General features: G+C 57.1%; 27 protein-coding genes and 4 pseudogenes. 15 read left to right on the forward strand and 16 right to left on the reverse strand.

Features of this window, described 5'->3' with window-relative positions; translation table 11 throughout:
* The 6 genes and pseudogenes from PSQ19_RS09160 (at window position 1) to PSQ19_RS09185 (ending at window position 4,786) form a co-directional block, all read left to right on the forward strand.
* Window positions 1–2,413, forward strand: a pseudogene (locus tag PSQ19_RS09160) (circularly permuted type 2 ATP-grasp protein).
* A gap of 5 nt (window positions 2,414–2,418) precedes the next feature.
* Entirely contained in the window at window positions 2,419–3,297 is an 879-nt protein-coding gene (locus PSQ19_RS09165) for a transglutaminase family protein (protein WP_282220658.1), read from the forward strand.
* Between the two features lie 137 nt (window positions 3,298–3,434).
* Window positions 3,435–3,602: a hypothetical protein gene (locus PSQ19_RS09170; RefSeq protein WP_282220525.1), complete on the forward strand. Its 168-nt coding sequence runs from the start codon at window positions 3,435–3,437 to the stop codon at window positions 3,600–3,602.
* A gap of 37 nt (window positions 3,603–3,639) precedes the next feature.
* Complete coding sequence (locus tag PSQ19_RS09175) at window positions 3,640–3,792, forward strand: DUF3309 family protein (RefSeq protein ID WP_282210524.1); 153 nt, start codon at window positions 3,640–3,642, stop codon at window positions 3,790–3,792.
* Between the two features lie 205 nt (window positions 3,793–3,997).
* Complete coding sequence (locus PSQ19_RS09180; protein ID WP_282220526.1) at window positions 3,998–4,342, forward strand: DUF883 family protein; 345 nt, start codon at window positions 3,998–4,000, stop codon at window positions 4,340–4,342.
* A gap of 3 nt (window positions 4,343–4,345) precedes the next feature.
* Window positions 4,346–4,786 carry a hypothetical protein gene (locus PSQ19_RS09185; protein WP_282220527.1) on the forward strand — a complete coding sequence of 147 codons (441 nt, stop codon included), beginning with the start codon at window positions 4,346–4,348 and terminating at the stop codon, window positions 4,784–4,786.
* Window positions 4,787–4,798: 12 nt separating this feature from the next.
* Here the strand turns inward: PSQ19_RS09185 and PSQ19_RS09190 are convergent, their stop codons facing one another.
* From PSQ19_RS09190 to PSQ19_RS09220, 7 genes are all read right to left on the reverse strand, one after another.
* Entirely contained in the window at window positions 4,799–5,335 is a 537-nt protein-coding gene (locus PSQ19_RS09190; RefSeq protein ID WP_282220528.1) for a sensor histidine kinase, read from the reverse strand.
* A complete protein-coding gene (locus PSQ19_RS09195) occupies window positions 5,292–6,314 on the reverse strand; it encodes a GAF domain-containing protein (protein WP_282220529.1) in 1,023 nt (340 codons plus the stop codon). The genes PSQ19_RS09190 and PSQ19_RS09195 overlap by 44 nt, the downstream gene beginning before the upstream one ends.
* A 109-nt stretch (window positions 6,315–6,423) precedes the next feature.
* Window positions 6,424–7,113 carry a diacylglycerol/lipid kinase family protein gene (locus tag PSQ19_RS09200; RefSeq protein WP_282220530.1) on the reverse strand — a complete coding sequence of 230 codons (690 nt, stop codon included), beginning with the start codon at window positions 7,111–7,113 and terminating at the stop codon, window positions 6,424–6,426.
* Window positions 7,114–7,417: 304 nt separating this feature from the next.
* Window positions 7,418–8,341: a sensor histidine kinase gene (locus PSQ19_RS09205; RefSeq protein WP_282220531.1), complete on the reverse strand. Its 924-nt coding sequence runs from the start codon at window positions 8,339–8,341 to the stop codon at window positions 7,418–7,420.
* The gene (locus PSQ19_RS09210; protein WP_282220532.1) at window positions 8,341–8,724 is read right to left on the reverse strand and encodes a CHASE3 domain-containing protein; all 384 of its coding nucleotides are present in this window, start codon (window positions 8,722–8,724) and stop codon (window positions 8,341–8,343) included. Before PSQ19_RS09210 ends, PSQ19_RS09205 begins: the two co-directional genes overlap by 1 nt.
* Window positions 8,725–8,942: 218 nt before the next feature.
* Entirely contained in the window at window positions 8,943–9,521 is a 579-nt protein-coding gene (locus tag PSQ19_RS09215; RefSeq protein WP_282220533.1) for an RNA polymerase sigma factor, read from the reverse strand.
* Window positions 9,514–9,771: a NepR family anti-sigma factor gene (locus PSQ19_RS09220; protein WP_407649125.1), complete on the reverse strand. Its 258-nt coding sequence runs from the start codon at window positions 9,769–9,771 to the stop codon at window positions 9,514–9,516. Before PSQ19_RS09220 ends, PSQ19_RS09215 begins: the two co-directional genes overlap by 8 nt.
* Before the next feature lie 96 nt (window positions 9,772–9,867).
* Here PSQ19_RS09220 and PSQ19_RS09225 point away from each other — a divergent pair.
* The 3 genes and pseudogenes from PSQ19_RS09225 to PSQ19_RS09235 all read left to right on the forward strand — a co-directional run bounded on the left by PSQ19_RS09225 (window position 9,868) and on the right by PSQ19_RS09235 (window position 12,023).
* Window positions 9,868–10,664, forward strand: a pseudogene (locus PSQ19_RS09225) (response regulator).
* Between the two features lie 115 nt (window positions 10,665–10,779).
* Window positions 10,780–10,944, forward strand: a complete 165-nt coding sequence (locus PSQ19_RS09230; protein WP_282220534.1) for a DUF1328 domain-containing protein — start codon at window positions 10,780–10,782, stop codon at window positions 10,942–10,944.
* Window positions 10,945–11,006: 62 nt separating this feature from the next.
* A complete protein-coding gene (locus PSQ19_RS09235; protein WP_282220535.1) occupies window positions 11,007–12,023 on the forward strand; it encodes a sensor histidine kinase in 1,017 nt (338 codons plus the stop codon).
* Here PSQ19_RS09235 and PSQ19_RS09240 read toward each other — a convergent pair.
* From PSQ19_RS09240 to PSQ19_RS09250, 3 genes are read right to left on the reverse strand one after another with little or no spacing between them, the layout of a single operon-like run.
* Complete coding sequence (locus PSQ19_RS09240) at window positions 11,980–13,032, reverse strand: putative bifunctional diguanylate cyclase/phosphodiesterase (RefSeq protein WP_282220536.1); 1,053 nt, start codon at window positions 13,030–13,032, stop codon at window positions 11,980–11,982. The genes PSQ19_RS09235 and PSQ19_RS09240 overlap by 44 nt on opposite strands.
* Window positions 13,025–13,471 (reverse strand): GGDEF domain-containing protein, encoded by a 447-nt coding sequence (locus PSQ19_RS09245; RefSeq protein ID WP_282220537.1) that lies wholly within the window; start codon window positions 13,469–13,471, stop codon window positions 13,025–13,027. The genes PSQ19_RS09240 and PSQ19_RS09245 overlap by 8 nt, the downstream gene beginning before the upstream one ends.
* The gene (locus tag PSQ19_RS09250; RefSeq protein WP_282220538.1) at window positions 13,449–14,327 is read right to left on the reverse strand and encodes a hypothetical protein; all 879 of its coding nucleotides are present in this window, start codon (window positions 14,325–14,327) and stop codon (window positions 13,449–13,451) included. The genes PSQ19_RS09245 and PSQ19_RS09250 overlap by 23 nt, the downstream gene beginning before the upstream one ends.
* Window positions 14,328–14,668: 341 nt before the next feature.
* On the opposite strand from PSQ19_RS09250, the gene PSQ19_RS09255 reads away from it, so the two are divergent.
* Both PSQ19_RS09255 and PSQ19_RS09260 read left to right on the forward strand, forming a co-directional pair.
* Window positions 14,669–16,030, forward strand: a complete 1,362-nt coding sequence (locus tag PSQ19_RS09255) for an aminotransferase class I/II-fold pyridoxal phosphate-dependent enzyme (RefSeq protein ID WP_282220539.1) — start codon at window positions 14,669–14,671, stop codon at window positions 16,028–16,030.
* 18 nt (window positions 16,031–16,048) lie between these two features.
* Window positions 16,049–16,438, forward strand: coding sequence for a response regulator (locus PSQ19_RS09260; protein ID WP_282220540.1), 390 nt, complete (start codon window positions 16,049–16,051; stop codon window positions 16,436–16,438).
* 180 nt (window positions 16,439–16,618) lie between these two features.
* Here the strand turns inward: PSQ19_RS09260 and PSQ19_RS09265 are convergent, their stop codons facing one another.
* The 5 genes and pseudogenes from PSQ19_RS09265 to PSQ19_RS09285 all read right to left on the reverse strand — a co-directional run bounded on the left by PSQ19_RS09265 (window position 16,619) and on the right by PSQ19_RS09285 (window position 20,970).
* Complete coding sequence (locus PSQ19_RS09265) at window positions 16,619–17,014, reverse strand: response regulator (RefSeq protein ID WP_282220541.1); 396 nt, start codon at window positions 17,012–17,014, stop codon at window positions 16,619–16,621.
* Between the two features lie 27 nt (window positions 17,015–17,041).
* A complete protein-coding gene (locus tag PSQ19_RS09270) occupies window positions 17,042–18,247 on the reverse strand; it encodes an ATP-binding response regulator (RefSeq protein ID WP_282220542.1) in 1,206 nt (401 codons plus the stop codon).
* A complete protein-coding gene (locus PSQ19_RS09275) occupies window positions 18,225–18,956 on the reverse strand; it encodes a hypothetical protein (protein ID WP_282220543.1) in 732 nt (243 codons plus the stop codon). Before PSQ19_RS09275 ends, PSQ19_RS09270 begins: the two co-directional genes overlap by 23 nt.
* 90 nt (window positions 18,957–19,046) lie before the next feature.
* A complete protein-coding gene (gene uxuA, locus PSQ19_RS09280; protein ID WP_282220544.1) occupies window positions 19,047–20,261 on the reverse strand; it encodes a mannonate dehydratase in 1,215 nt (404 codons plus the stop codon).
* 92 nt (window positions 20,262–20,353) lie between these two features.
* A pseudogene (locus tag PSQ19_RS09285) lies at window positions 20,354–20,970 on the reverse strand (trimeric intracellular cation channel family protein).
* A gap of 92 nt (window positions 20,971–21,062) precedes the next feature.
* Here PSQ19_RS09285 and PSQ19_RS09290 point away from each other — a divergent pair.
* The gene (locus tag PSQ19_RS09290) at window positions 21,063–21,692 is read left to right on the forward strand and encodes a hypothetical protein (RefSeq protein ID WP_282220545.1); all 630 of its coding nucleotides are present in this window, start codon (window positions 21,063–21,065) and stop codon (window positions 21,690–21,692) included.
* Here the strand turns inward: PSQ19_RS09290 and PSQ19_RS09295 are convergent.
* Window positions 21,687–22,022 (reverse strand): cupin domain-containing protein, encoded by a 336-nt coding sequence (locus tag PSQ19_RS09295; RefSeq protein ID WP_282220546.1) that lies wholly within the window; start codon window positions 22,020–22,022, stop codon window positions 21,687–21,689. The genes PSQ19_RS09290 and PSQ19_RS09295 overlap by 6 nt on opposite strands.
* 159 nt (window positions 22,023–22,181) lie before the next feature.
* Here PSQ19_RS09295 and PSQ19_RS09300 point away from each other — a divergent pair.
* From PSQ19_RS09300 to PSQ19_RS09310, 3 genes and pseudogenes are all read left to right on the forward strand, one after another.
* Window positions 22,182–23,289 (forward strand): annotated as a pseudogene (locus tag PSQ19_RS09300) (microcin C ABC transporter permease YejB).
* The gene (locus PSQ19_RS09305; RefSeq protein WP_282220547.1) at window positions 23,286–24,428 is read left to right on the forward strand and encodes an ABC transporter permease; all 1,143 of its coding nucleotides are present in this window, start codon (window positions 23,286–23,288) and stop codon (window positions 24,426–24,428) included. Before PSQ19_RS09300 ends, PSQ19_RS09305 begins: the two are co-directional and overlap by 4 nt.
* Entirely contained in the window at window positions 24,425–26,038 is a 1,614-nt protein-coding gene (locus PSQ19_RS09310; RefSeq protein WP_282220548.1) for an ABC transporter ATP-binding protein, read from the forward strand. The genes PSQ19_RS09305 and PSQ19_RS09310 overlap by 4 nt, the downstream gene beginning before the upstream one ends.
* Window positions 26,039–26,101: the final 63 nt, after the last annotated feature.

Genomic DNA, 26,101 nt, shown 5'->3' on the forward strand with positions numbered 1-26,101 from the left:
ATGGATACACGTACAGAACCGGGCGGCGATGATTCGCCGTCCACCACCAGCCTGATTGCCGATTACGTCCTGAAGCCAGGCGTGCCCGACGAGATGATCGCGGCGGACGGTTCGGTGCGCCCCGGCTGGGCCGCGCTGATGTCGGCTTTTGACGCATTGGGACCAATCGAGCCTGGGCGCTCGGTTTGAGCGCGCCGATCAGTATCTGCGCGACGCTGGCGTATTTTATCGCAAATATGATGGCGCTGAAGGCAAGGAGCGCGCCTGGCCATTGGCCCACATTCCGCTGCTGATCGACGAGGTGGAATGGGCAAAAATCTCTAACGGTCTGATTGAGCGCGCCGAGTTGCTTGAAACTGTGGTTGCAGACATTTACGGCGACAACAAATTGGTCCAGCGTGGCCTGCTGCCGCCCGAACTGGTGGCCCGCAATCGCGAATTTTTACGTCCGATGATGGGCATCAAACCCGCCGACGGCCATTTCCTGCATTTTTGTGCTTTCGAATTGGGCCGCGGACCCAACGGCGATTGGTGGGTACTTGGTGATCGCACCCAAGCCCCCTCAGGCGCCGGATTTGCACTCGAAAATCGCGTCGCCACAACTCGCGCCCTGTCCGATGTTTACGCCGGCATGAATGTGCATCGGCTGGCGGGATTTTTCCGCGGCTTCCGCGACTCCCTGTTTGCAGAGGCGCGAAAGGATGGCGGGCGCGTTGGCATATTGACCCCTGGACAGCACAACGAAACCTATTTCGAACACGCCTATATTGCCCGCTATCTGGGCTTCATGCTGCTTGAAGGTGAAGACCTGACCATCGACAATGGTCAGGTCATGGTGCGTACGGTGGCGGGACTGAAACCGGTCAGCGTGCTCTGGCGCCGCATGGATGCATCATTCGTCGACCCTCTCGAGTTGCGATCCGATAGCCGCATCGGCACGCCCGGAATGGTGGACGCCCTGCGCAATGGCTCCATTTCGATGATCAATGCCCTGGGCACTGGTATCCTTGAAACACGGGCACTGGCGGCGTTCATGCCGAGGCTGGCCAAGGCGCTACTCGACCGACCATTGGCATTGCCCGAAATTGCCACGTGGTGGTGTGGGCAACCCACCGAACGCGATTATGTCATCGATAATTTCGATAATCTGATGATTGGCCCTGCTTTTTCTACCAGCCTACCGTTTGACGATCAGCGCGGCACGGCCTTGGGCGCCACCATTTCGCCCGAACACCGTGCGGGCCTGATCGAGCGCATCCAGGCACAGGGTTTCGATTATGTTGGCCAGGAGCCGGTTCAACTCTCCACCGCGCCCGTCTATGTCGATGGCAAATTGCAGCCGCGACCCGTTACCTTGAGAGTCTATGCTGCCCGCACCGAAACAGGCTGGACGGTGATGCCCGGCGGGTTTGCTCGTGTCGGCTCAACCCTTGATACAGCCGCCATAGCCATGCAGCGCGGCGGCCAGGCGGCCGATGTCTGGGTGGTCAGTTCAACGCCGGTAGAACCGATTTCGCTATTGCCCAAGGACGGTGACAAGCTGGTGCGCAGCATGCCGGGCAACCTGCCAAGTCGCGCCGCCGATAATCTTATCTGGTTGGGCCGCTATGCAGAACGCTGCGAGGCAATAGTACGGATCCTTCGCGCCTACAACGCCCGGCTGGCCGAACTCTCCAATCCCGACCTGCCGATCCTTCAGCATTGCCGCGATTACCTGACCTCCATTGATGTTGACGCGGACGAGCCGTTACCGGCTGGCCTGCTGGCCACCATCGATAGCGCCGTTCAAAGTGCCAGTCAGATCCGTGATCGCTTCTCGCCCGATGGCTGGCTGGCCCTCAACGATTTGCAGAAAAGCACTCGGCGACTGGCCGAACGGGTCCGCCCCGGCGACGACGCCACCCGCGCAATGACCGTTATCCTGCGCAAACTCGCGGGATTTTCCGGCCTGGTGCACGAAAACATGTACCGTTTCGTCGGCTGGCGTTTTCTCGAACTGGGACGACGATTGGAACGCGGCATCCAGATTGCCCGGATCACTGGTTGGCTGACCGATCTCGACGCCCCTGATGGCTCGCTCGAAATGTTACTCGAAATTGGCGATAGCGTCATGACACACCGCCGCAGATACTCGGTAAGCGCTGGTGCCTTGAGCGCCGTCGACCTACTGGTCCTTGACCCCCTCAATCCCCGATCAGTACTGTTTCAGCTTGCTGAACTGGGCAGGCAGATAGAAAAATTGCCTGGCGGCAATTACAATGGCCAATTGTCTCCCGCTGCGAAAGCGGCGCTGCAACTACGCACCGAACTGGTGATTGCCGATCCCGAAGACATGCGGCCCGAGCGTTTGGAAACCCTTGCTAATGACATTGGCGCATTGGCGGGCCTTGTCGCCTCGGCCTATTTCGCATGACCGCCATGCTCTACGATATTCGTTTGCAGCTCCATTACGAATATGACGCGCCGGTGCAGGGTGGCCGTCACCTGGTCCGCGTCCGCCCCGGCGCCATCGCCAACCTTCAGCGGGTCGTCGCCGCGTCGCTGAGTTTCGATCCACCGCCGGATCAGTCTAGCAATTTCAAGGATTTTTTTGGCAACGACGTCAGCACCATTGCCTATTCCAACGCCCACGAGCACCTTGACGTCAAATTGGTCGCCCGCGTCATGATCGAAGAACCGGCACGCCCCGCTAATCTCTCCCCGACACTTGCCGTGCTGCAAACCGAAATCACCGAATTATGGTCGCTGGCACCCGATAGTCCGCACCATTTTCTGGCGGCCTCGCGACGCATTCCGCTTGACCCCGAAATCGCTGCCTATGCACGCCCCATCATGGCGTCACACACCTCAATTTTTGCCAAGACCATGGCGCTGTGCAACGCTATCCACGCCGATTTCGCCTATGACAGTAACGCAACCGACGTCGAAACCACCCCCGCCGAGGCCTTTGCTCTGAAAAAAGGCGTATGTCAGGATTTTTCGCAAGTCATGATCTCGGGCCTGCGCAGCCTCGGCATCCCTGCTGGTTACGTCTCGGGCTTTCTGCGCACCAACCCCCCGCCCGGCAAGCCACGTCTGGAAGGCGCCGATGCTATGCACGCCTGGGTTCGCGCATGGTGTGGTCGCGCCGCCGGCTGGATCGAATTTGACCCCACGAACGCCATGCTCGCTGGTCCCGATCACATCACCATCGGGCACGGTCGCGACTACGCCGATATCGCCCCTATTGTTGGCGTTCTCAAGACCACCGGCAGCCAGGAAACCAGCCAGTCAGTCGATGTTTTGCGACTCGAATAGGGTTTTCCTGCAAATCTCATAGAACTTGTCGGGAACCAAAATCATATCTTCCCCGTTCATTTGGCAAGCGCAACAACGCGTAACCAAATAGGCGAATTACGCTTGGTTTGATTGAAAAGACCTTGGCGGAGCGAGATATGACCCAGTTCAGACCCATGACAGCTGCCCACTCGAACCGTTTCACCGCCTCATCGATTATTCAGGGCTATGACGGCCACACACACCTGAACGCATTGCTCTGGGCAATGGTGCCAGCGCTGGCACTATTGAGCGCCACCACCGCGCTGCTGCTTTTCATTAGCTGACGTCGCCGAAACCAAAACAAGAAAAAGGAAATGCGTCATGACCACAATCATCATCATCATCCTGATCCTGCTGCTGATCGGCGCCCTGCCCACTTGGGGTTACTCGCGCGGCTTCGGCTACTTCCCATCGGGCATTCTCGGCACCATCTTGGTGATCGTGTTGATCTTGATGCTGCTCGGCCGACTATAGGTCCACAAGAAGGGCACGCTCGGCGTAAGCCGATTGACCATTAAACGGTCAAGTGCCTCGCGGGTTCAAGGTCGCCCCACTTTGAGCCCGCACCTTTCACCCCGGCCCAACTTGTGGCGCCGGGGTGAGTTTCTCGCTCGAGGCGAGACCCGCTCACGAGCGCTATTGGGCAGCCAACCGCCAACACTTGTTATAGGAGCGCCATATGGCTACCACATCCGATCTAGCTAAAGCCAAGACCGCACGAACCAACGCCACCGAACGCGAACAGCATCTTGAGGATCAGATTGCCCAATTGCAAACTGACCTAAAAGAGATTGCCTCGACCCTGACTCGGATCAGTGGCGACAAGGTTTCCGAGGCCAAGCACACTGCCAAGGCCGAATATTCCCAACTTCGTCGCCAGGGCCAGCACGTGGTTGAGGAAGTGCAGGATCAGGCCACCAATATCGAGAAACAGCTCAAGGACACCATCCGCGACAAACCCCTGACTGCAGTGGCTAGCGCCATCGGCATAGGCTTTATCCTGGCTCTGTTGTCGCGGTCATAGTCCATGCATATCATGTCATCGCTCGCCGGTCTTATGGGCATTCAACTCGAATCCCTGACCGACAAGCTCAAGCGCACGCTCATCATCAGCGTCTTGATCGGCATTTTGGTAACGATTGCCCTGGGCTTTGCCTTGGCCGCCGGCTATATCGCGCTGGCGGCAAAATTCGGCCCTCTGATCGCGGCGCTGGCCATGTCCGGCGGCGCCCTTATATTGGCGTTGGCCGTCTATCTGGGCAGTCTCATCGGGCAAGGGTCGCGCAAGCGACAGGAAGTTGAACGCCGCCACTCCAGCGAATCCAGCGCGTTGATCACCACCGCCGCCATTTCAGCGCTCCCTCTATTGCTGCGCTCCCCCGTCGCGCGCACAATCGGTCTTCCTCTTGCCGCCGTCGCCGCCTTTTTCATTCTCGGCAACGATAAGGATAACGACAGAAACGACTGAACCCTGTCGCTGCTAAAGCGGCGGCAGGGGAAGCCAGATTCGCGCTGTAACCCCATCTGGGTCAAATTTCAGATTGACCTGGCTCTCCAGAATTTTGGCGAGGCTGCGTTCGATCAGCTTAACCCCCAATCCGACATCTTCGGGCGATGTGACCCTTGGTCCGTTGCGCTCCTTCCAGCACATGTCGATGCCGCGATCTCCCCCTTCGATCAGGGTCCATGTGAGTTCCACCAGCCCCTGCCCGTCGGTCCAGGCGCCATATTTTCCAGCATTTGTCGTTAGTTCATGCAGGATCAGACCCAGCCCCAGCGCATGATCGGCAGGCAGAAAAATATCGTCTCCCTCAATGACCGCCTGTCGTGGATTGGTCAAAAAATCCGGACCGAACTGCGCCCCGATCACTTCATACAGCTGCACCCCGCTCCAATCACGATCCGCCAGCAACACATGCACCTCCGAGATCGTACGCAAACGACCTGAAAACGCGTTGATAAACCCTTGGGGGTCAGGATTTTGCCGGATGGTCTGGCGTGCGATGGACTGGATCATCGCCAGTGTGTTCTTGACCCTGTGATTGAGTCTCACGCAACAACTGCTCGGTCTGTTGGGCGGTCTTCTTGTTTTCAGTAACATCCAGGCTAACGCCCATAAGCGTAATCGGCTGACCCTGCCCGTCACGTTGATAGACACGACCGCGCGTGATCAGCCACCGCCCGGTCTCCAGCGCGCGTGCCTCGGTTTCAAAGTCCACACCATCATCAAACGCCGCCACCAGTGCCTTTTTCATGGCGTCGCGATCGCGGGGATGAATAGCGTCAAACACCTGATCCCTCGATATTGGGCCCTGCTCAGCTAAACCGTGCATATGCCGAAATGTCTCGTTACAGGTTACCTCACCACTCGGCACGTCCCAGACCCAGCTTCCCACCTTGCCCGCTTCCAGCGTCAAGGCGTGCCGCCATTCTTCACGGATCAGTGCCGAGGAGGTTCTTGCCCGTATTCGCGCTTCCTCTTTGAGCAAGAACAAAGTCGAGGCTACATTGGCCAGATCAATCAGCTGCTCGATCTGGGCTGGTGTGACGTCATTGCGGGGCGTGGTCGCCAGCACGCACAGCGACCCCAGCCGTTGCCCGTGCACCACGATTGGCGCGCCAACATAAAACCGCACATAGGGTGTATTGGTAACAAAGGGGTTGTTCGCAAACCGGACGTCGGCGGCAAGATCGGGAACAAGTAGATAATCCTGCCCTTTCGCCGCGATCGTATGGGCGCAAAACGATGCGTCGACAGGGCTTTTCTCCAGATCATCGACGCCAAAGCACGATTTGAAAAACTGTGTGGTCTCGTCGACCAGCGTTACCAACGCAAACTCGCTATCGAACACACTCGCCGCCAATCGGGTCAGGCGATCAAAATCCGGGTCAGGTTGGGACGGAAGGACATCGAGCACATTCAGCACCTCCAATCGTCCAATGTCTGCCACTGCATCACGAACGGCATGTGGCAGTGGATTGCCAGGCTCACTCACTCAATGTCCAGTCAAATCAAATTACTCGCACACGCCCACGGGTTGCGTGTCATCCGCGCAAACGCTTTTGATCCGAAATGGTTGCAAATTCGCGTTAAAAAACCGCAACTCAGCGACGTACGGCCACCGCCTCGGGTTTGGGCGCGATCACGCGCAACGCCTTGTGATGCACCTTCAACACCGTTTCGGGCGGCAATTTCATCAACTCGCCATCGATAACTGCCTTGGCCGATCCGCGCCGTCGGGGAAATGTCAGGCGCAATTCGGGCACCACCCGTTCGGAAACCATCGGGCTTTCGCGCCAATGGCCGCGCATCAGGTTAAATGCCAGCTTGATCAAAGCCCACGGGCCCATTGGTGCCGCTACATATACCCCCAGCACCCCGCCATCCAAACCCTCGGCATAGGGCAAATGTCCCTCGGCCAGCATATTGTTGGACACAGCAATGCCCGAAGCGCGCCGCTTCTCCACCGTTCCATTATAATGAATTTCGGCCTCGAAGTTGGGCGGTCGCGATACCGTTGATGCGATGGCGCGTACACTGGCGAGAATTTTGCCGATCCGACTCCGATAGGTCATGGTCTCACGAATACGCACCAACCGCGCGTGAACGCCAACGCTGAACTGATAGACAAATGGCCGCCCGTTGGCCGTGGCAATGTCGATTGACTTGACGTCACCCCCAGCCAGCGCTTCCAGCGCCGCCTCAAGTTCGAGCGGCAGGTTTAATGCCCGCGCAAACATGTTCATAGTGCCTGCAGGCAACACAGCCAGCGGCTTGCCACATTCAAACGCCATGGCCGCCGCTGCCGAGATCGTACCATCGCCGCCGCCCGCCAGAATGACATCGACATTACTGTCCCCCCTGCCTGCTCGAGGGTTTTGACAATCTCGCTACCGGCAACAATGCGGCAGGTCAGATTATGACCATGCCGGGCAAATATCACCTCGGCCCTGGCACAAAAATCGTCCAAATCCATCGTGCGGAGTGTTCCGCCATGGCGGTTTAGAATAGCCGCATAGCGCAATGGCTTGTCCCATTAGGTAATTTGATAATTTGGTTCAGTCTCGCACCAACCAACGCGCCAGCAGCCAATCGGTTCTAGGCCGGCGTTGTTTCCGTCGTGATCTTGGGCAATGACACGCTGACGCGCAGACCGCCGGTCGGGCTTTTCTCGTAAACCGGGTTGCCGCCAAACTGCTGCGCCAATTGTCGAACGATGACCGAGCCGAGTCCGCCATCGTCGAAATTGGCCTTATCGGACGGTCCGAGCCCATCGTCACTGACCTCCAATGTGGCAATACCAGCCTCGTCGCGAAACAGCCGCACACTTATTGTGCCACCCCGACCCTCGGGAAACGCGTGCTTGAGCGCATTGGTAACCAACTCACCCAGTATGATCCCCAAAGTCGTCGCATCGCGCGACCTGATCCAGATATCGGCGAATTCATGCTCAAACTTGACCGGGTCGGTGCCCTCGTGCGTCGATTCCAGATCATCAAGCACCGCGTGCAGAAACTCGTCCGCTCTTGTCGATTCCAGATCGTCCCCAAGTCGCAGTCGTCGATGCGACGAGGCAATGGCATGAACGCGCAATCTCGCCGCCTCAAGGGCGTTCTTGACCTCCACCGAATTACTGCGCATCATTTGCAAACCAAGGAGCGAGGACACCGTCGCTAGCGAATTGCCAATCCGGTGATTGGTATCTTTGAGCAGGGTTTCCACCCGTTCGCGCTCACGTTGCGCATGGGCTTGGGATTCCTCGAGCGCAGCCGTGCGCTCCAAAACCCGCTGGGCAAGCGCGTCACGCTGGGTGTTAAGTTCGCTTCGGCTTCGGGTCAACGCCGAAACCTGCCGCTCAGTTCGGCTGAACAGCACATAGGCCAACACAACTGCGCCCCCTAATGCCGCCAGAATGGCTATGGTAATCCACAGGCGGGTTCGGCCGATAGCATCGTTGCGCATCAAAAGGTTCTTGTCCTCCTCGGCGATGAAGGCATTCAGTGTGTTGCGCAGATCTTCCATCAAACGCGCCCCGCCACCCCCTTGACGATCGAGGTGGCCAAGGCTTCATGACTGTTGGCAACCAGCGTCACTGTCGACGCCATTTCGGCGATTTTGCTCTGAACCGCCTTAGCCACCCTGTCCACTCTGGCACTCTGCTCGGCGTCGCCTTTTGCCATGTCCCGCAGCGCCAGCAATCGTTCATCGATGGTGTGGACGGTCTTTTCGTAAGGCAGCAAATAGGATTCATCCTGGGTCAGAACGTACCCCAGTTGACCGCTTTCCGCGTCCACGAGCGCAATGGAAATATCGCGTGCCGCCGTACGCATGTCGAACGTATGTTGCACGTCCATGAGTTGGCGATTGACACCTTGGGCCAGAAGCAGCGCCGCACACCCGGCCACGAATACTAGCGCCAGGCTTGCCAGAATGGCAATCCGACGCAGGAGCCTGCCGTTCGTTGACGATATCGCTCTCGGTTTGGCCGGCGGCCTCGTTCATAGCGCTATTCTGGCCCATCGGTCTCGTGACTGTATGCAGCACCCGAGCGGGCACCTAGCATCAAGTAGTGACCGCTTTTGGGCGCCCTTACCAGTGCCAGATGATTGATCAGCTGCAATTATTATCGATTGCCGAGCGACAGGGTTGTCGTCGTTACCTGTGTCGAGACTGCATCGGGGCCATAATCGGCCTGCCCCGCTACCTGGAGAATTTCCTGCAAGCGAATGCGTGCCCTGCTGACCCGGCTTTTCATCGTCCCTACTGCACACTCGCAGATCGCCGCCGCATCCTCATAGGAAAAGCCTGATGCCCCGATCAAGATGATCGCTTCGCGCTGATCGTCGGGCAACTTGCTCAAAGCGTTCTTGAAGTCTTGCATGTCCATGGAGCCATATTGGGCCGGGTGTACCGAAAGTCTCTCGGTAAATGCACCGTCACTGTCCTGCACCTCACGGCCGCGCTTGCGCATCTGGCTGTAAAATTCGTTGCGCAGGATCGTAAACAACCACGCTTTGATATTGGTGCCCATTTCAAAGCTCGACTGCTTCGCCCATGCCTTCATTACCGTGTCCTGCACCAAATCGTCGGCCTTGTCGTGTTTGCCGGTCAGCGAAACCGCGAAGGCCCGCAGACTTGGCAGCGTTGCCAACATCTCACGCTTGAACGAAGGTGCCTGCTCATCACCGGCCCCTTTACTCATCGTGTGCCTCATCATCACGACCTTGCAACTTTTCAGCACTGTCGAGCTTTTCCAGCAAGTCCAGCAATTGATCAGGCACACCTTCGTCCTGAACTGATCCATAGAGCGCGCGCAGACGCGACCCGATGTCCGTATTTGGGCCAAGACCGTCGTCGGATTGCCCCTCCCCTATTCGCGTTCGCTGGTCACCCACTGCGTGGTCCTTTATCATCATGAAATATTGCCCGAATGTCTGGATCGCCTCACTCAATGATTAAGCGACAAAAAAGTTCCATTCAAACGGAACGTTATTTGTAGCGCCGCGTTTGCAAACTTGTACCATAGCGTCACCTGGGGAGTTTTGTTGATGTCTTTATCCACGCGGATCGCACCGCACCTGCCATACTTGCGTCGTTTTTCCCGTGCGAGCACCGGCTCTCAAACTTCTGGGGACGCATATGTCGCAGCGGTTCTGGAAGCATTGATTGCAGATGTGTCTTTGTTCCCCGAAGCATCAAATGATCGCATCTCGCTATACAAGGCTCTTTGCCGCCATCTTTTCCACCACCAGCATCAGGGTTCCCGAACCCGTTTCCAGTTTTGCCTGGGAACAGCGGGCTGCAACCAATCTTGCAAGCCTGGCGCCGCGTGCCCGTCAGGCGTTTCTGCTCGTCGCTGTCGAAGGTTTCAGCCAGTCTCAGGCGGCCGAAATTCTTGACGTCTCGAGCACTGAGTTTTCCAAATTGCTGGACGATGCATCCATGGAAATTTCGCGTCAGGTCGCCACCGAAATCATGATCATCGAGGACGAACCGTTGATCGCCATGGATATCGAGCAATTGGTCGAAAGCCTCGGCCACAAGGTTGTCAGTGTCGCCCGGACCCACAAGGAAGCGGTCGCGCTGTTTGAACAAAGCAAGCCCAAAATGATACTGGCCGATATTCAGTTGGCCGACGGCAGGCTCCGGCATTGATGCGGTAAATGACATTCTCAATGAGCACTCGGTGCCTGTCATTTTCATCACCGCCTTCCCCGAGCGCTTGTTGACCGGTGAGCGCCCAGAACCCACTTTCCTGGTTACCAAACCGTTTAATCCCGACATGGTAAAGGCGCTTATCAGCCAGGCCCTGTTCTTTGAGGAAGGCTCTCGCGCCGCGGCGTGAGCGTCCAGACATTCGATTTACCATTGGGCCCGGGAAACCGGGCCTTTTTTTGTCGGCTTGCGGAACTCCACATCACTGAAATCGTTGTGGTTACAGACACAAGGAGGCTGGTCCGATGCTCTATTACACACTCGTATTTCTGGTTATTGCGCTGATAGCCGGGGTGCTTGGGTTTACCGGCATCGCTGGCGCGTCGGCTGGAATTGCCCAGATATTGTTCTTCTTGTTTTTGGTGTTTCTGGTTATTTCGCTGGTCATGGGACTGGTCAGACGCGGCTAGACGCTGATGCGTGTTCTGGAGCACGTGCTCCAGCCTGAAAAGCGATGAGTCCGGCGTCTGACTTGTCCGAATATCAAGGGTTCTCCATGCCTTCCTCCAGCGCTACGGGTGCCTTGGCAATGCGCACGCTCACGGCAAGTTTGGCGCAGGTCGGCACCGCCGTTTTGCACTTGGGAATTGATGGACGCTATGACTATGCGCAAAACCTGCCCCCACAGTGGCCAACGTCGGACCTGATCGGCAAGGCCGATGATGACATTTTGCCCAAATCCATTGCGGCCCACTTTGCCGACGCGCGCGCATTAACGCTGCAGACAAACGAGTCCCAACTTGTTGAATTTGACTTGGCCGGACGCGGTCGCCGCGAGCATTTTGAGGCTTGGTTCACGACCGACCGCATTGATGGCAAATTTGTCGGCACCATCATTACAATGAGTAACGTCACCGAGCAGCGTGCCCGAGAGTTGGCGATCTCGAGCCTGATGCGCGAGGTCAGCCACCGCTCAAAAAACCTGCTGGCCATCGTTCAGAGCGTCGCAGCCCAGACCGCCCAGCATACCGGCAATATCGACGATTTTCTCAACCGCTTTCGCGGTCGTCTGCAATCGCTCGCCAGCACTCAGGACATGGTCACCGACAGCGATTGGCGCGGCACCTTGTTTCAGTCCCTTGTTGCCACCCAGGTGGCCCGCCTCGGCATTGCCGGCCTTGATGCCATTCGCATCACTGGTGACAATCCCCTGCTCTCCCCGAACGCCGCCCTTCATATTGGTCTGGCCCTGCATGAGTTGGGGGCTAACGCGTTACTTTACGGTGCCCTGGCCGACCACGACAATGGCCAGATATGGATCGATGCGAAAATCTGCGATCTCGATAGTGATACCGATCCTGGTGCGCTAATTGTGCAGTGGCAGGAAACCGGTGGACAGCGCAACCTGCCCGTTTCAGAGCCACGTTTCGGCACCACGGTGGTCAAGCGCATCGTACCGCTCGCGGTCGGTGGTCGCTCGCACTATGAAATCAACGGTGATCTGGTCAGTTACCGATTGGTCGTGCCGCCAGACCAGTTCGAGGCCTAGCACCTAGGCTCGCGCGCCTCTTCATCAACACTGACTCAACTTCGGCCCGCACCTCCGCCTCCCGCGTCGGCACATTGGCCAGCAGGTACCGCGGCATGTCGATACTGTCCAGCGGCGGCGAAAAATAGAAACCCTGCAACTGGTGGCAGGCGATACCAGACAGGAAATCAGCCTGGTCTGCTGTCTCCACACCTTCAGCAGTAATCCTGAGATTGAGCGTCTTTGCCAGCGAGGCGATGGCCTTCAAAATGTCACGCGCCGCCGGTTCCTGCGTCGAAGCATCGATAAATGATTTGTCGATCTTGATCTTGTCGAACGGAAATTTCAGCAGATAACTCAGGCTGGAATAACCGGTGCCAAAATCATCCATGGCCAGAATGACACCAAGATCGCGAATTTCGGCCAGTTTGACGGTCACCTCGTCGGGGTTTTCCATCAGCAGACCTTCGGTGATTTCAATCTCCAGCCTGTTGGACTCCAGCCCGCTTTTGGTCAGTGATTTTTTCACCACCTGGGCGATGTCGGAAATCCGGAAATGCTTGGCCGACATGTTGACCGCCACCGTCAGCCCCGTCGGCCAACTTGCAGCGGCCCGACACGCCTGCTCGATGGTCCAGTCGCCAATTTCAACGATCAGGCTTGATCGCTCGGCCAGTGGAATGAATTCTGCGGGCGGCACTAATCCACGGATCGGATGGTTCCAGCGGATCAACGCCTCAAATCCCATCGGTCGCCGATCCGCCGCCGAAACCAGCGGCTGATAATAGAGCTCAAGCTCATTGTTCTTGAGTGCGTCGCGCAGTTCGACTTCGAGCATGCGGCGTTCGCGCGCATCCGAATCCATCTGACTTTCAAAAAATCTGTAGACCGAACGCCCATCCGCCTTGGCGCGATAAAGCGCCAGATCGGCATTGCGCAGGATCTGGTCGGGGCGCGTTCCATTGATAGGGGCCATGGCGATACCGACACTTATGCCGATATTGACCGCTTCATCCTCGATATCAAACACTTGGCCAACCGAGATCGATCAATCGTTGCGCCAGTGATGCGTTCCCTTCCGGACTGCAATCGTTGGGCAGGATGATTGCGAACTCGTCACCGCCCAAACGCGCCACGATGTCGGTGTCCCTGGCCGCGGTGGTAATGCGCTTGGCAACCGCCGCCAACAGTTTGTCACCCACCATATGGCCGCGGCTGTCATTGACTGACTTGAACTGGTCGAGATCCAGGAACAGCACAGAAAACGGCGCACCGTATCGCTCGAGCCGCGCCACGCAATTATTGAGATGCTCGGTAAACTTGGTGCGGTTCAACAGGCCGGTCATCACGTCATGATGCGCCAGCCGGGTAATGCGCTGTTCGGCGGCCTTGCGAGCCGATACATCCGCCACAGTGCCAATATAGCCGAGATAGTTGCCCGTATCGTCAAAAATCGGCTTGCCGGTCATGCTCCACCAGCACGCCTGCCCGCCCGACAGCACCTGAAGTTCGACATCCTGAAACGTTGTCCGTTCCTTGCAGTCCAGTGCCACCTGCGCCATGAAGGGGTCGTTGGCGGGGGTAATGCAGCGCAGGAAGTGCAGGAAATCCGCGCCCATCAGGCTCCGCTTCACTAAGCCCGGTCGCGGTGGTAAAGCCAACCGACAGCCGATCAATGTCTCCATTCTTGTCAAAACCCCAAACCCAGTTTGAGGCACTCGATTCAAATTCACGGAGCAACAGGCCGATGATCTCGCCCTTTTCCTGAATCTGATTGAGGGAGGCCCGATGCGCTACAAAATGCCGGACATGCCAAAGACAGATCATAAAGGCGGAGCACACTAGGCCGAGCAACAATAAGCCGCGTAGCCAAAAGTCGTCGACAACACTCAGGTGCGGTCGCGCCATCATGGCGCCTGCAAGTACCATGCTGACAAATCCGAGCAGCGCCTGGGGATAATTGAGCAGGGCCACCATCCCCACAAACAGGATACCGCCAATTCCGACCGTCGCGACCTGGCGTATGGTGGCGCTCTCGCCAACCGGCAGAACATGGAAACCGAGGCCCCACATTGCCCCGCATATAACAGCAAAAATTACCACCATCCGCGATATCCATTGGGCAGTAGTGGCGTCCAACTCGGTAATATTGTCGCGGCGGGCCAGATATATATGTAGGATCGGGATATTTATCAGCCACACAACCACCGCCCATACCAGGACTGGCGCAAAGGCTGGCGTGTTCTGGCAGGCGATGACAAATGCCACCGACGCCAGCAATGAGGCAAAAACGACGACCGGCAGCACCGCCCAAAGTGAAGTCATCTGCTCCTGAAGCAAACGCTCTCGTACGTGCGGCTTGAGCGAGATCCGCGCCGATGGCGCGGTCGATCAAGCGGTCAATTGCTGTGCCAATTTTAGATATGGCGCTTGAAAAGCTCAATTTCATGGTTCGAAATTGCCAGACACCGATTAAGAATAGGTATGCATAACTACCATCAGAAAATCTATATAGGCGAAATGTCGGCACAATAGTGCATTGTTAAGCATTCACACGGTTTTTCGAAGTTACCAAAAATAAACCTCGGCGCTTAAGTCGATTTTTAAAGTCAAAACCTAAACTGCTCTCCAGATGGCCAGGAAGGCCGCATGCTATGGAGAGCGTCATGAACAAGAATGTAAGTCCCGTCCCCGAAAGTGTATTGACTGGTAGCCTGCGCGATTTCCGCGCACCAGAAGGCAGTGATCTGTTGGGGCGCGTCGCACCATTTTACGCCTGGCAGAATGATCGCCGCCAGCACGGCCTCTGGCCCTATGCCCGTTCAACCGCCACCGCACCCAAGGCACGGTGCGATGCCATGAGCGATTCGGGCGAACAGTTCAGCGGCATCAATTTTGCCAGCCAGGATTATCTGAGCCTGTCCTCCCACCCCGCTATCAAGCAGGCGGCGGTCGAGGCCATCGACGAATTTGGCGTTCACAGCGCCGGTTCTGGTGCGCTACTTGGCAATACATCAAATTCGCTGCGCCTTGTGCAGGCACTGTCAGAATTCATGGGCGGTCGTGAAGTTGTCCTCTATCCGACGGGCTGGTCGGCGGGCTACGGTTCGGTGCAGGGATTTGTACGCGCCAACGACCATGTCGTTCTTGATATTCTGGCGCACTCGTGCCTTCAGGAAGGCTCCAAGGCCGCTACCCAGAACATCCACTATCATGGTCATCTCAATCTCGACGCACTGACCCGTAAACTTGAGCGCATCCGCGCCAACGACAATGAAAACGGCATTCTCGTGGTAACCGAGAGCCTGTTTTCCATGCACTCCGATACCCCGAACCTGGGCGCCATGCGCGCCATCTGCGATCAATACAACGCCACGCTGCTGGTCGATTGCGCCCATGATCTGGGTTCTATCGGCGATAATGGGCTCGGTCACCTTGGGTTGCAGGGCATGCTTGGCGCTGCGGACATTATTATCGGCAGTTTTTCCAAGACTTTTGCCTCAAACGGCGGTTTCATTGCGGTAAAGGACAAGGCGACCGCTGAATATTTGAAATATTATAGCGCCACCCATACCTTCTCCAATGCCCTCTCGCCAGTTCAGGCCGCCATCGTGTTGAAGGCCATTGAAATCGTACGCTCCAGCGAGGGTCAGAATTTGCGCCGCAAGCTTATGGACAACATTTTGTATCTGCGGGCCCAAATGGTTGCCGCCGGTCTCGAAGCCATGGGCGATCCCTCCCCGATCGTGCCGGTGCGCATCGGCACCGAGGCCATGGGCCGGTTTGCTTCTCGGCATCTGTCGGCGCTTGGTGGTATTGCCAATCTGGTGGAATATCCAGCGGTTCCACAGGGTGGTGCCCGATTCCGCTTCCAGGTCATGGCATCGCACAACCGCGCTGACATTGATCAGGTTGTAAAAATTCTAGGCAAGGCCATGCGTGACGCCGACCTCGAATATCGCTTGGGTCATGAAGGCGATAATGGTGACACAGTTCGCGGCCGTGCGGCTGACACACACGCAGCGTAGGGAGATCAGACGTGTCGAATGCGCCAAAACTGCTCGCCGTTGACGACGATGCGCCCTCAGCAGAGCCTGATTGTACGCGTCGCCGAGCGATGCGGCTACGAAGCCTTTGCAACATCAGACCCGCGCGGTGTCATCAATCTGGTGGCGGCGCTGAAGCCTGATGTCATGGCGGTCGATCTGACCATGCCCCATATCGACGCTTTTGAGCTTTTCGCCTTGCTGGCCGAGCACAAATACGCAGGTCAGTTGATCATTGTATCGGGCCAGGACGAGGCAACGTTGAAAACCGCCCAACATGCAGCCGAAGCGGTGGGGTTGAACAAGCCCCATATTCACCAAAAGCCGCTGAATTTCCAGGCACTGCGGCAAACGCTGGGTCACTACCTGGAAATGCCACAGGCCAGCTGAGCCGATCAAGACCAAAAAAGCCCCGCCCGGTCCGCCCGGCGGGGCTTTTTTATACTTGCCTGTGCGATTTATCCAACCTGCGCTCGCCCGGCTCGAGCCGCAAGCTGGGCACTATACCGACAAGCTATGGCAACGCCCAAACGCGACGAGCGATTACCAAACACGTTAAAGGCGTCAGGATCAGGCGGCACCCTTAGCGGACAGGGGCATTTTGTCTTTCAGCACCAGCTGCATTTTGCCCAGCAAGCGCGGCAGGTCGACCGGCTTGGTGTCGAAGTCAATGCACCCTGCCGCCAGTGCCTTGGCCCGATCTGACTCAAAGGCGCTCGCAGTCAGGGCGATAATGGGAATGTCCGCCGTTTCGGGTATGGCGCAAATCCGCCGGGTCGCCTCACAGCCATCCATTTCCCCGAGGCCAATATCCATCAGGATAACATCCGGTTTCAGCGCCTTGGCTTCCGCGATACCACTTGGCCCATCAACAGCAAACCGTATGGAGAAACCGCGCCTCTCAAGCCGCCGTCCAAGGACATCGCGATTGATCGGATTATCTTCGATGATCAGTACCAGAGCCATGTTGATCGCTCCCTTCCAAACTCTAAACTAGGAGGCCTTGGCCTCGCCCTTTTCCGTTGCCGGTTTTGCCGCCTTGATGCCTGCTATGGCCGCCTTGACCTTGGCCGCATCCAGCGGCTTCATCACCACGCCATCGGCGCCCGCCGCCATCGCCTTGGCGCGTTCGGACAATATTGAGATCATGAATACGGGTATATCCGCCGTAGCAGGATCGCTACGCAGAGCCGCAAGCACATCCCAACCGTCAAAACCCGGCATCAATATGTCAAGAAACACCGCATCCGGTCGCACGGCCCGCGCGATCTGCAACGCCGATTGCGGCGCATCGGTGCAAATCGGGGTATAACCGGCCTTGACGAACAGGCGCTCGGCCAACTCCAGAAAATTACGATCATCATCGACCAGCAGCAGGCGCTTGCGCTTGTCGTGATTGGCCAAGTGGCCGGTCAGGCCGGACGCACCGACCTGGCGTTCAAGCGCATCGGCTTCCGCTTCGGCCACCATGGCGTCCTGAACCGCTTCTGCCTCTGCACTTTCATCAGCAACTGCTTGGCTTGGTGTTACGGTCTGAACCACTTTGGTTGGCAGCCTTATGGCGAACCGGGATCCCTTGCCCAACTCGCTGGAAATCAGAATTTCACCGCCCATCAGGCGGCACAAATTCTGGCTAAGCGACAGGCCAAGTCCAGTGCCGCCATAAACAGCCGATATCTGTGAACTGGCTTGGGCAAAATTGTTGAACAACGTTCTCTGCTGCTCCATTGAAATCCCGATGCCGGTATCACGCACCGCAATTTCCACCCAGTCCCCGTCAATTTCAGTTCGCCGTTCAACCGAAAGGGTAATATGCCCGTTCTGGGTGAACTTGGCAGCGTTCGACAACAGATTGAATACCGCCTGCCGGAGCTTGGTGGCATCGGCCCGGATCGTACCCAGATTGTCGCCACGCTCTATACTGAATGTATTGGTGTTCTTGAACGCCAGTGGTCGCGCCGTCGAGTCAATCTCATCGATCAGCATGTCAAGATCAACCGCCTCCAGATGAAGCGCCATCTTGCCGGCCTCGATCTTGGAAATATCGAGAATATCATTGACCATTGCCAACAGATGCTTGCCCGCCGCGCTGATCTTTTGCAGATCGGCAATCTGCTCGCCGCGTCCATCCAATTCAGCATCTTCAAGCAGAATTTCCGAATAGCCCAGCACGGCATTAAGCGGCGTGCGCAGGCTCATGGCTCATCTTGGCGAGGAATTCGGATTTCGCCCCGTTTGCCCGCTCCGCGTCTTCCTTGGAGGTCAACAGCATCTTGAGCGTGCCTTGGTGCCGCTCGACTTCCTTGATCAGTTCGGACTGGCTGTCCACGACACTGGAATAATAGGCCGCCATCATGAACACATAGATATTGGAGCCAAGCGCCGACAGAATGCCGGCCACCACCATCTTCTCGACGGGAATGTTCTGGGGGAAACTGGATATCAGGTAAAACGCATAAAACGCCCCAAGTCCGACGATGATCTGGACAAATACAAATATTCGCGCCGCCCACGTCGAACCAAAATACATGAATGCCAATAGCGGCATGAGCACCAGCCACATCAGGAATGGCGAGGAGGTGCCGCCATAATTAAACGAGCCCCAGAGCACCGCAAACGTCAGATTGAGCACACTGGCCATGGCAAGTGGCGTGTAGGCGCGCGGAAACATCTTGACCAGCAGCAAGAACGGCCAGAATCCGAAGATCGATAGTGCCAGTATCTGCACATGCGGCGATGGATTGGGATCTGCGATCCACAAAAAGATCGGAATCGGTGCCGCAATGAACGGTCCGAACAAATGGCTGACAATGAACATTTGCACACGCTTGCGCGTATGGAGATCATGCAACAATACCTCTGGCGTTAGCCAGGTGATGAATCGCTGAAATACTGCCAATGCCGTCATGGGCCCGCCTCGTGCCAGAATCCAGCGACAATTTGGCGCCCAATCAGCAAAGGCTTGGTTAATACTGTCGAAATTAATCCAAAATTCGGGTCAATTCTGGCCCAACAGCGTTTGTTCGAGCGCTCTGGCAACCCCGCGCAGTTCCGCCAGACCCTTCATCCTGCCGATCGTCGGATAGCCCGGCTGCGAACGCCGCCCCAGATCATCGAGGATATCCTGCCCATGATCGGGCCGCATCGGAATAGTATGGTCAGTCCGCCCGGCCGTACGCCGCCGCCGCTCCTCGCGCAATACTGCCGCAATCACCGCGATCATATTGACATCGCCCCCCAGATGTTCGCTCTCGAAGAACGAACCGACAATATCGCCATTGTCGCGTCGCACATTGCGCAAATGCAGGAAATGCACCTTATTGCCCAATCGTTCGACCATACCAGGTAGGTCATTATCGGGCCGTACGCCCAGCGACCCGGTACACAGCGTCATACCGTTGGCCGCACTGTCCACAGCCTCCATCACGAACCGATAATCATCCTCAGTTGACATGACCCGTGGCAACCCCAGCAGTGAAAACGGGGGGTCATCAGGATGGCAGCACATCCGCACCCCGACCTTTTCAGCCGTCGGTATCACCGCTTCGAGAAAATCGACAAAATTGGCCCGCAACCGTTCGCGCGAAATACCGCTATATTCAGCCAGATGGCCGCGCACATCCTCGAGCGTCATACTGTCGCTGGAACCCGGCAGTCCCATGGTGACGTTACGCGCCAGCGTTTTCTTTTGCGACTCATCCATGTCGGTAAATCGCCGCCCCGCCTCGTCGGCAATGGCATTGGTATAGTCGGCGCCCGCGCCATGCCGCTCCAGCACATGAATGTCGAACGCGGCAAAATCATTGATATCGAACCGCATGCACGAGCCGCCATTGGGCAGGTCCCACCGCAAATTAGTCCGCGTCCAGTCCAGCACCGGCATGAAGTTGTAGCAGACCACCTCCAGCCCACTGTCGGCGATGTGGTGCAGGGACGTCTTGTAATTATCAATATGGGCCCGCCAGTCGCCCTTTTGCTTCTTGATATCTTCGCTGACCGGGAGGCTTTCAACGACGTCCCAGGTCAGCCCCGACGCCGAACCATCCTTGCGCGTACCGATTTCGGTGTGTCGCCTGGCGATTTCAGCCGGGCTCCACACCACGCCATTGGGAATGTGATGCAACGCGCTGACGATCCCCACCGCGCCGGTCTGGATGACATCATCAATACTGGCCAGATCCTGAGGTCCAAACCACCGCCAAGTTTCTCGCAACGCCCGCTCCCCATCTTGTATGGTAGATCAATGCCACAATCGCGTCCGCCGATAAAGCCCAATCTCGACAATCTTGACCGGTCTTGCCACCCTCAGCGCAAATCCTTGTCATAAACAAACTTCGGCATTTCCCACTTGAAAACAATCGCCAGCACACGCAGCGAAAAGCCGACAGTCATGGCGACACTGATCACCAGGCTCGTTGTTGAAGCCAAATTGCAAGCCGAAATAATAGATCACGCCAGTCACGATCGAGACCGTCGCATAAAGGCTCGCCACTGAACACCAGCGGCACGTCATTGCACAAGACGTCGCGCAAAATGCCGCCAACGATCCCGGTAATCATGCCCGATACGATGACAATCAGCGGCGGATGGCCCATTTCCAGCCCTACATTGCAGCCAATGATGGTAAAAACTACCAACCCCAGCGCATCGAGCAACAGGAACGGCCAGTGCAATTTGTCCACCACCCGCGCGATGGCAATGGTGAATAGCGCCGCCGCACATACCAGCAGCAATAGATACGGATTGCCGACCCATGTCAGGGGATAATGTCCCAAAAGGATGTCCCGCGCGGACCCGCCCCCCAGCGCTGTCACGCAGGCCAGAACGCATACCCCGAACCAGTCCATCTTGCGCCGCCCCGCCGCCAGCGCCGCCGTCATCGCCTCCACCACGAGGGCGACGTAAAATATGAAATTGAGCATAAAACTGGTCCTGCAAGGCGGAGCGAAAACGGGTTGTCGTGACTAGGGTACAGGAGCATGATTTTGCGTCCATCCCCAAGGTAGGCTCTGCTATGCGAAAACCCCTCAGTGTCAAAGCCCTCGAGACCTTTGGCCGAACCCGCCTGTCCGAAAATTTTTTCATGCGCGACTTTCTCTATTCCGAGATTGCCGCGATCAACGGGCTGGCCAATATTCCAGATGATCCCGATTTGGCTATCGCCGCCGGTACCGCCTTGTGCGAGAATTTGCTAGAGCCTTTGCGGGCCCGGTTCGGGCAGATATCGATCCGGTCAGCCTTCCGTGCCGCCGAAATCAACCACTTTGGCAATCAGCATAAACTCAATTGCGCCGTCAACACTGCCAACTATGCCGGTCATATCTGGGACCAGCGCGACGAGGTCGGCCGAATGGGTGCAACCGCCTGCGTCGTGGTCAATAGCTTCATTCCCTATTACGAACGGACCGGTCACTGGGAGGCCATGGCATGGTGGGTGCACGACCACCTGCCCTATCACGACATGGAGTTCTTTCCCCGTTTCGCCGCCTTCAACCTGCAATGGCGCGAAATGCCGGAGCGGCAAATCTATAGTTACGTTCCGCCACGTCGCGGTCGCCTTACCAAACCCGGCATGACCAATCACGCCGGCAGTCATGCCGATCACTATGCAGCCGCGCTCGCCGAAATTGTCCGAAAATTATAAAAATTCATCCCGCTGAGGGGTAAAGACCTCGATCAAGCGGCCCGCTATCAGTGCCTTGGCGCCATGCATCAGGCCACTGGGAACGATGAAACTGCCGCCCTGTTCCAGTGTTTGTGTGGTGCCATCAATGGTCACATCAAATCGCCCCTCGAGCACATGGCTGACCTGTATGTGCGGATGCGAATGCAGGGCACCACCGGCGCCTTTTTCAAATTTGAATTCCACTTGCATCAATTCGGGCAGATGCAGCAACACCCGACGCTTCGTGCCCGGCGCCACGTCCATCCATGCCACGCTATCGGCCTTGCCAAACAATTTGTGCTCACTCATTGACCTGTCTCCAATCGATTTGGCCCGCCAGACGACACCAGCACGACGAGCCTTGCTAAAAGCACAGGTTAATGCTGCACTCGGTTTCACTGCATGGTGATTTGCGTAGCCATGTTGCCGTAGGCTTAGCTTCAGGTCAAAGCCCAAAGTGGAGTTAAGATGGGCGCCTACATACTTCGCCGCCTGCTGCTGATGATCCCGACCGTCTTTGGCATCATGGCAATTTCCTTCCTCGTAATCCAATTTGCGCCTGGCGGGCCTGTCGAACAGGCCATCGCCCGGATGAGCGGCGTCAATTCGTCGCTCAGCGAACGCTTTACCGGCAGCGCCCAGGGCGATCTCGCTGGCCAGTCTTCGCCTCAGACAGACGATAATTCAGGCTCGCTTTATCGCGGGTCGCGCGGCCTCTCGCCCGAGTCTCATCGCCAAGCTCGAAAAGCAGTTCGGTTTCGACAAGCCTCCGCTGGAGCGGTTCGGGCAAATGCTGTGGAACTATTTGCGGTTCGATTTTGGCGACAGCTATTATCGCGACATTTCGGTCATTGACCTGATCAAGGACAAGATGCCGGTGTCGATTTCGCTGGGCCTGTGGATGACGCTGATTTCCTACGGCATTTCAATTCCATTGGGCATCCGCAAGGCCGTATCGGATGGTTCGCGCTTTGATATCTGGACATCAACCGTCGTCGTCATCGGCTATGCTGTGCCGGGCTTTCTCATTGCCATTGCCCTGATCGTGCTGTTCGCGGGTGGCAGTTTCTGGAGCATCTTCCCCCTGCGCGGCCTGACCTCGACCGGCTTTGCCAGTTTCCCGTGGTACCAGCAGATTCTGGACTATTTCTGGCATCTGGTCTTGCCCATCATTGCCATGGGCGTCGGCGCTTTCGCCACCACGACGCTGTTGACCAAAAATTCCTTCCTCGATGAAATCAACAAGCAATATGTCACCACCGCCCGCGCCAAGGGGCTGACCGAAACTCAGGTGCTGTATCGCCACGTATTCCGCAACGCCATGATGCTGGTGATATCGAGTTTTCCCGGTGCCTTCATCGGCGCCTTCTTCGGCGGCTCGCTCTTGATTGAAACCATCTTCAACCTTGATGGTCTGGGCCTGCTTGGCTTTGAGTCGGTGTCCAATCGTGACTATCCAGTGGTCTTTGCCACCCTCTATATCTTCTCTCTGCTCGGCCTCGTCATCGCCCTGATTTCCGACCTCGCCTATATGTGGATTGATCCGCGCATCGACTTTGAAAGTCGCGAAGTATGAGCGATCTCGCTGCGGCACCGGCAACCGCCAATCCCACGCCCCGCAAACCAGGCAACCCTATCGCCCGCCGTCGTTGGGCCAACTTTCGCGCCAACAAGCGCGGCTACTGGTCACTATGGATATTCCTTGCCATATTCATTGTGACGCTGGGTGCAGAGTTCATCGCCAATGACCGCCCCATTCTCGTCTCCTACAAGGGCGAATTGCTCATCCCGGCGCTGGTCAACTATCCCGAATCCAGGTTCGGCGGGTTTCTAGCCACCACAACCTACCGTGACCCCTATATCGCGGACGAAATTGCCGCCAATGGTTGGTCATTGTGGCCACCAATCCGCTTCAACTATGCCACCGTCGATGACGCCCTGCCGCACTCCGCGCCGGTTGAACCCAGTTGGCTTTTGACCCGCGAACAGAATTGCCAAAGTTACTCCCTGGGGGTCGACGATCCCGATTGCATCTGGTCAAACTATCACTTGCTTGGCAGCGACGATCGCGGTCGAGACGTTCTGGCCCGCCTGATTTACGGCTTTCGCATATCCGTACTCTTCGGGCTGGTACTGACCATCGTCTCATCAATTATCGGGGTATCAGCAGGGGCAGTGCAGGGCTATTTCGGCGGTTGGGTCGATCTGCTGTTCCAGCGCTTCATCGAGGTGTGGACCTCTATTCCCGCGCTCTACCTGCTGCTGATCATCTCCAGCGTCATTGCCCCCAGCTTCTGGGTATTGCTTGGAATCCTTTTGCTGTTTTCATGGGTCTCGCTCGTCGGCATCGTTCGCGCCGAGTTCCTGCGCGCCCGCAATTTTGAGTATGTCAATGCCGCCCGCGCGCTCGGGGTCTCCAATCCAACCATCATCCTGCGCCATCTCCTGCCCAACGCCATGGTTGCCACCCTGACCTTCCTGCCCTTCATTTTGTCGGGTTCGGTCGGCACCTTGACCTCACTCGATTTCCTCGGTTTCGGCCTGCCCTCCGGCTCCCCTTCACTCGGTGAACTGCTGGCCCAGGGCAAAAACAATCTCCAGGCACCCTGGCTTGGTCTCACCGGCTTTTTGACCATTTCAATCATGATGACCCTTCTGGTCTTTATCGGTGAAGCCGTGCGCGACGCTTTTGATCCAAGAAAGACCCTGGCATGAGCGCGTCACTTCTCTCGGTTCGCGATCTCGGCGTGCGTTTCGGCGATGCCGACGCGGCCAAAAATGTCAGCTTTGACATTGCCCCGGGCGAGACGCTGGCCCTGGTCGGGGAAAGCGGTTCGGGCAAATCCGTCACCGCCCTGTCTATCCTTCAACTCCTGCCCCCAACCGCCACCCTGTCCGGCCATATCCATTTTAAGGGTCAGGACCTGTTGAAGGCCAACCCGGCGGATCTTCGAAAAGTGCGCGGCAACGATATTTCGATGATCTTTCAGGAGCCGATGAGTTCGCTCAATCCGGTTCATACCGTCGAGCGCCAGATCGGCGAAATATTGGCTATCCACGCAGGCCTGCGCACCAACGCCGCGCGCGCCCGCACCATCGAACTGCTCGATCAGGTCGGCATCCCCGACCCCGCCAGCCGCCTCGCCGCTTTTCCGCATCAGCTTTCAGGTGGTCAACGCCAGCGCGTCATGATCGCCATGGCGCTGGCCAATGAACCCGACCTTCTGGTTGCCGACGAACCCACCACCGCCCTCGACGTCACGGTGCAAGCGCAGATTCTGGAGCTTCTGATATCCCTTCAGCAGCGTCTCGGCATGGCCATGCTGTTCATCACCCATGATCTGGGCATTGTGCGCCGCATCGCCGAGCGTACCTGCGTCATGACCGCTGGCGAGATCGTCGAAACCAATAGCACCAGCGCCATCTTCGAAAATCCTCAACACGCCTATACCAAACATCTGATCGCCGCCGCCCCGCGCGGCCAGCCACCCGAAACCCGCCCGGACGCGCCCAAAATCCTTGAAGTTGAAGATTTGCGCATCTGGTTCCCTATCCAACGTGGCTTGTTCAAAACCACGGTCGGCCACATCAAGGCTGTAGATGGGGTCGATTTGAGCGTGCGTGAGGGCGAAACGCTCGGGGTCGTCGGCGAAAGCGGATCGGGAAAATCCACCCTTGGCTATGCGCTGTTGCGACTATTGTCATCAAAGGGGCGAATTGTCTTTCTTGGTGAGGATATCCAACACCTGTCCTGGAAGGCAATGCGTCCCCGCCGCGCCCAGATGCAGATTGTCTTTCAGGACCCGTTCGGCTCGCTCAATCCGCGTCTATCGGTCGGCGACATTATCGGCGAAGGTCTCAAGGTGCATTTTCCGCACATCGATGCCACAGAACGCGACCTCAAGGTTAGCAAGGTGTTAACAGAAGTGGGTCTTTCTGCTGACCTTCGCTACCGCTATCCGCACGAATTTTCCGGCGGCCAACGTCAACGGATCGCCATCGCCCGCGCCATGGTGCTGGAGCCCAAATTTGTCGTGTTGGACGAGCCGACCTCGGCGCTCGACGTGTCCATTCAGGCCCAGATCGTTGACTTGCTGCGCGACATTCAGGCCCGCCACGGGCTGACATATCTGTTCATCTCCCACGATCTCAAAGTCGTGCGCGCGCTGGCAAATACCATGATCGTCATGCGCGATGGCAAGGTAGTCGAACAAGGTCCCACTGAGCAGATTTTCGCAAGTCCGACAGTAGCTTACACCAAAACACTGATCGCCGCCGCCTTCGACCAAACCCCTATCGGCGCACCATCAGAAAATAGATCGTGACAATGCGCCCCTGTTCCAACCGATCCGATCCGCTTAGACTGTTGCGCAACAACCAAAATACGT

The organism is Devosia algicola, assembly GCF_028816455.1.
In the GTDB taxonomy this organism is placed as follows: domain Bacteria; phylum Pseudomonadota; class Alphaproteobacteria; order Rhizobiales; family Devosiaceae; genus Devosia; species Devosia algicola.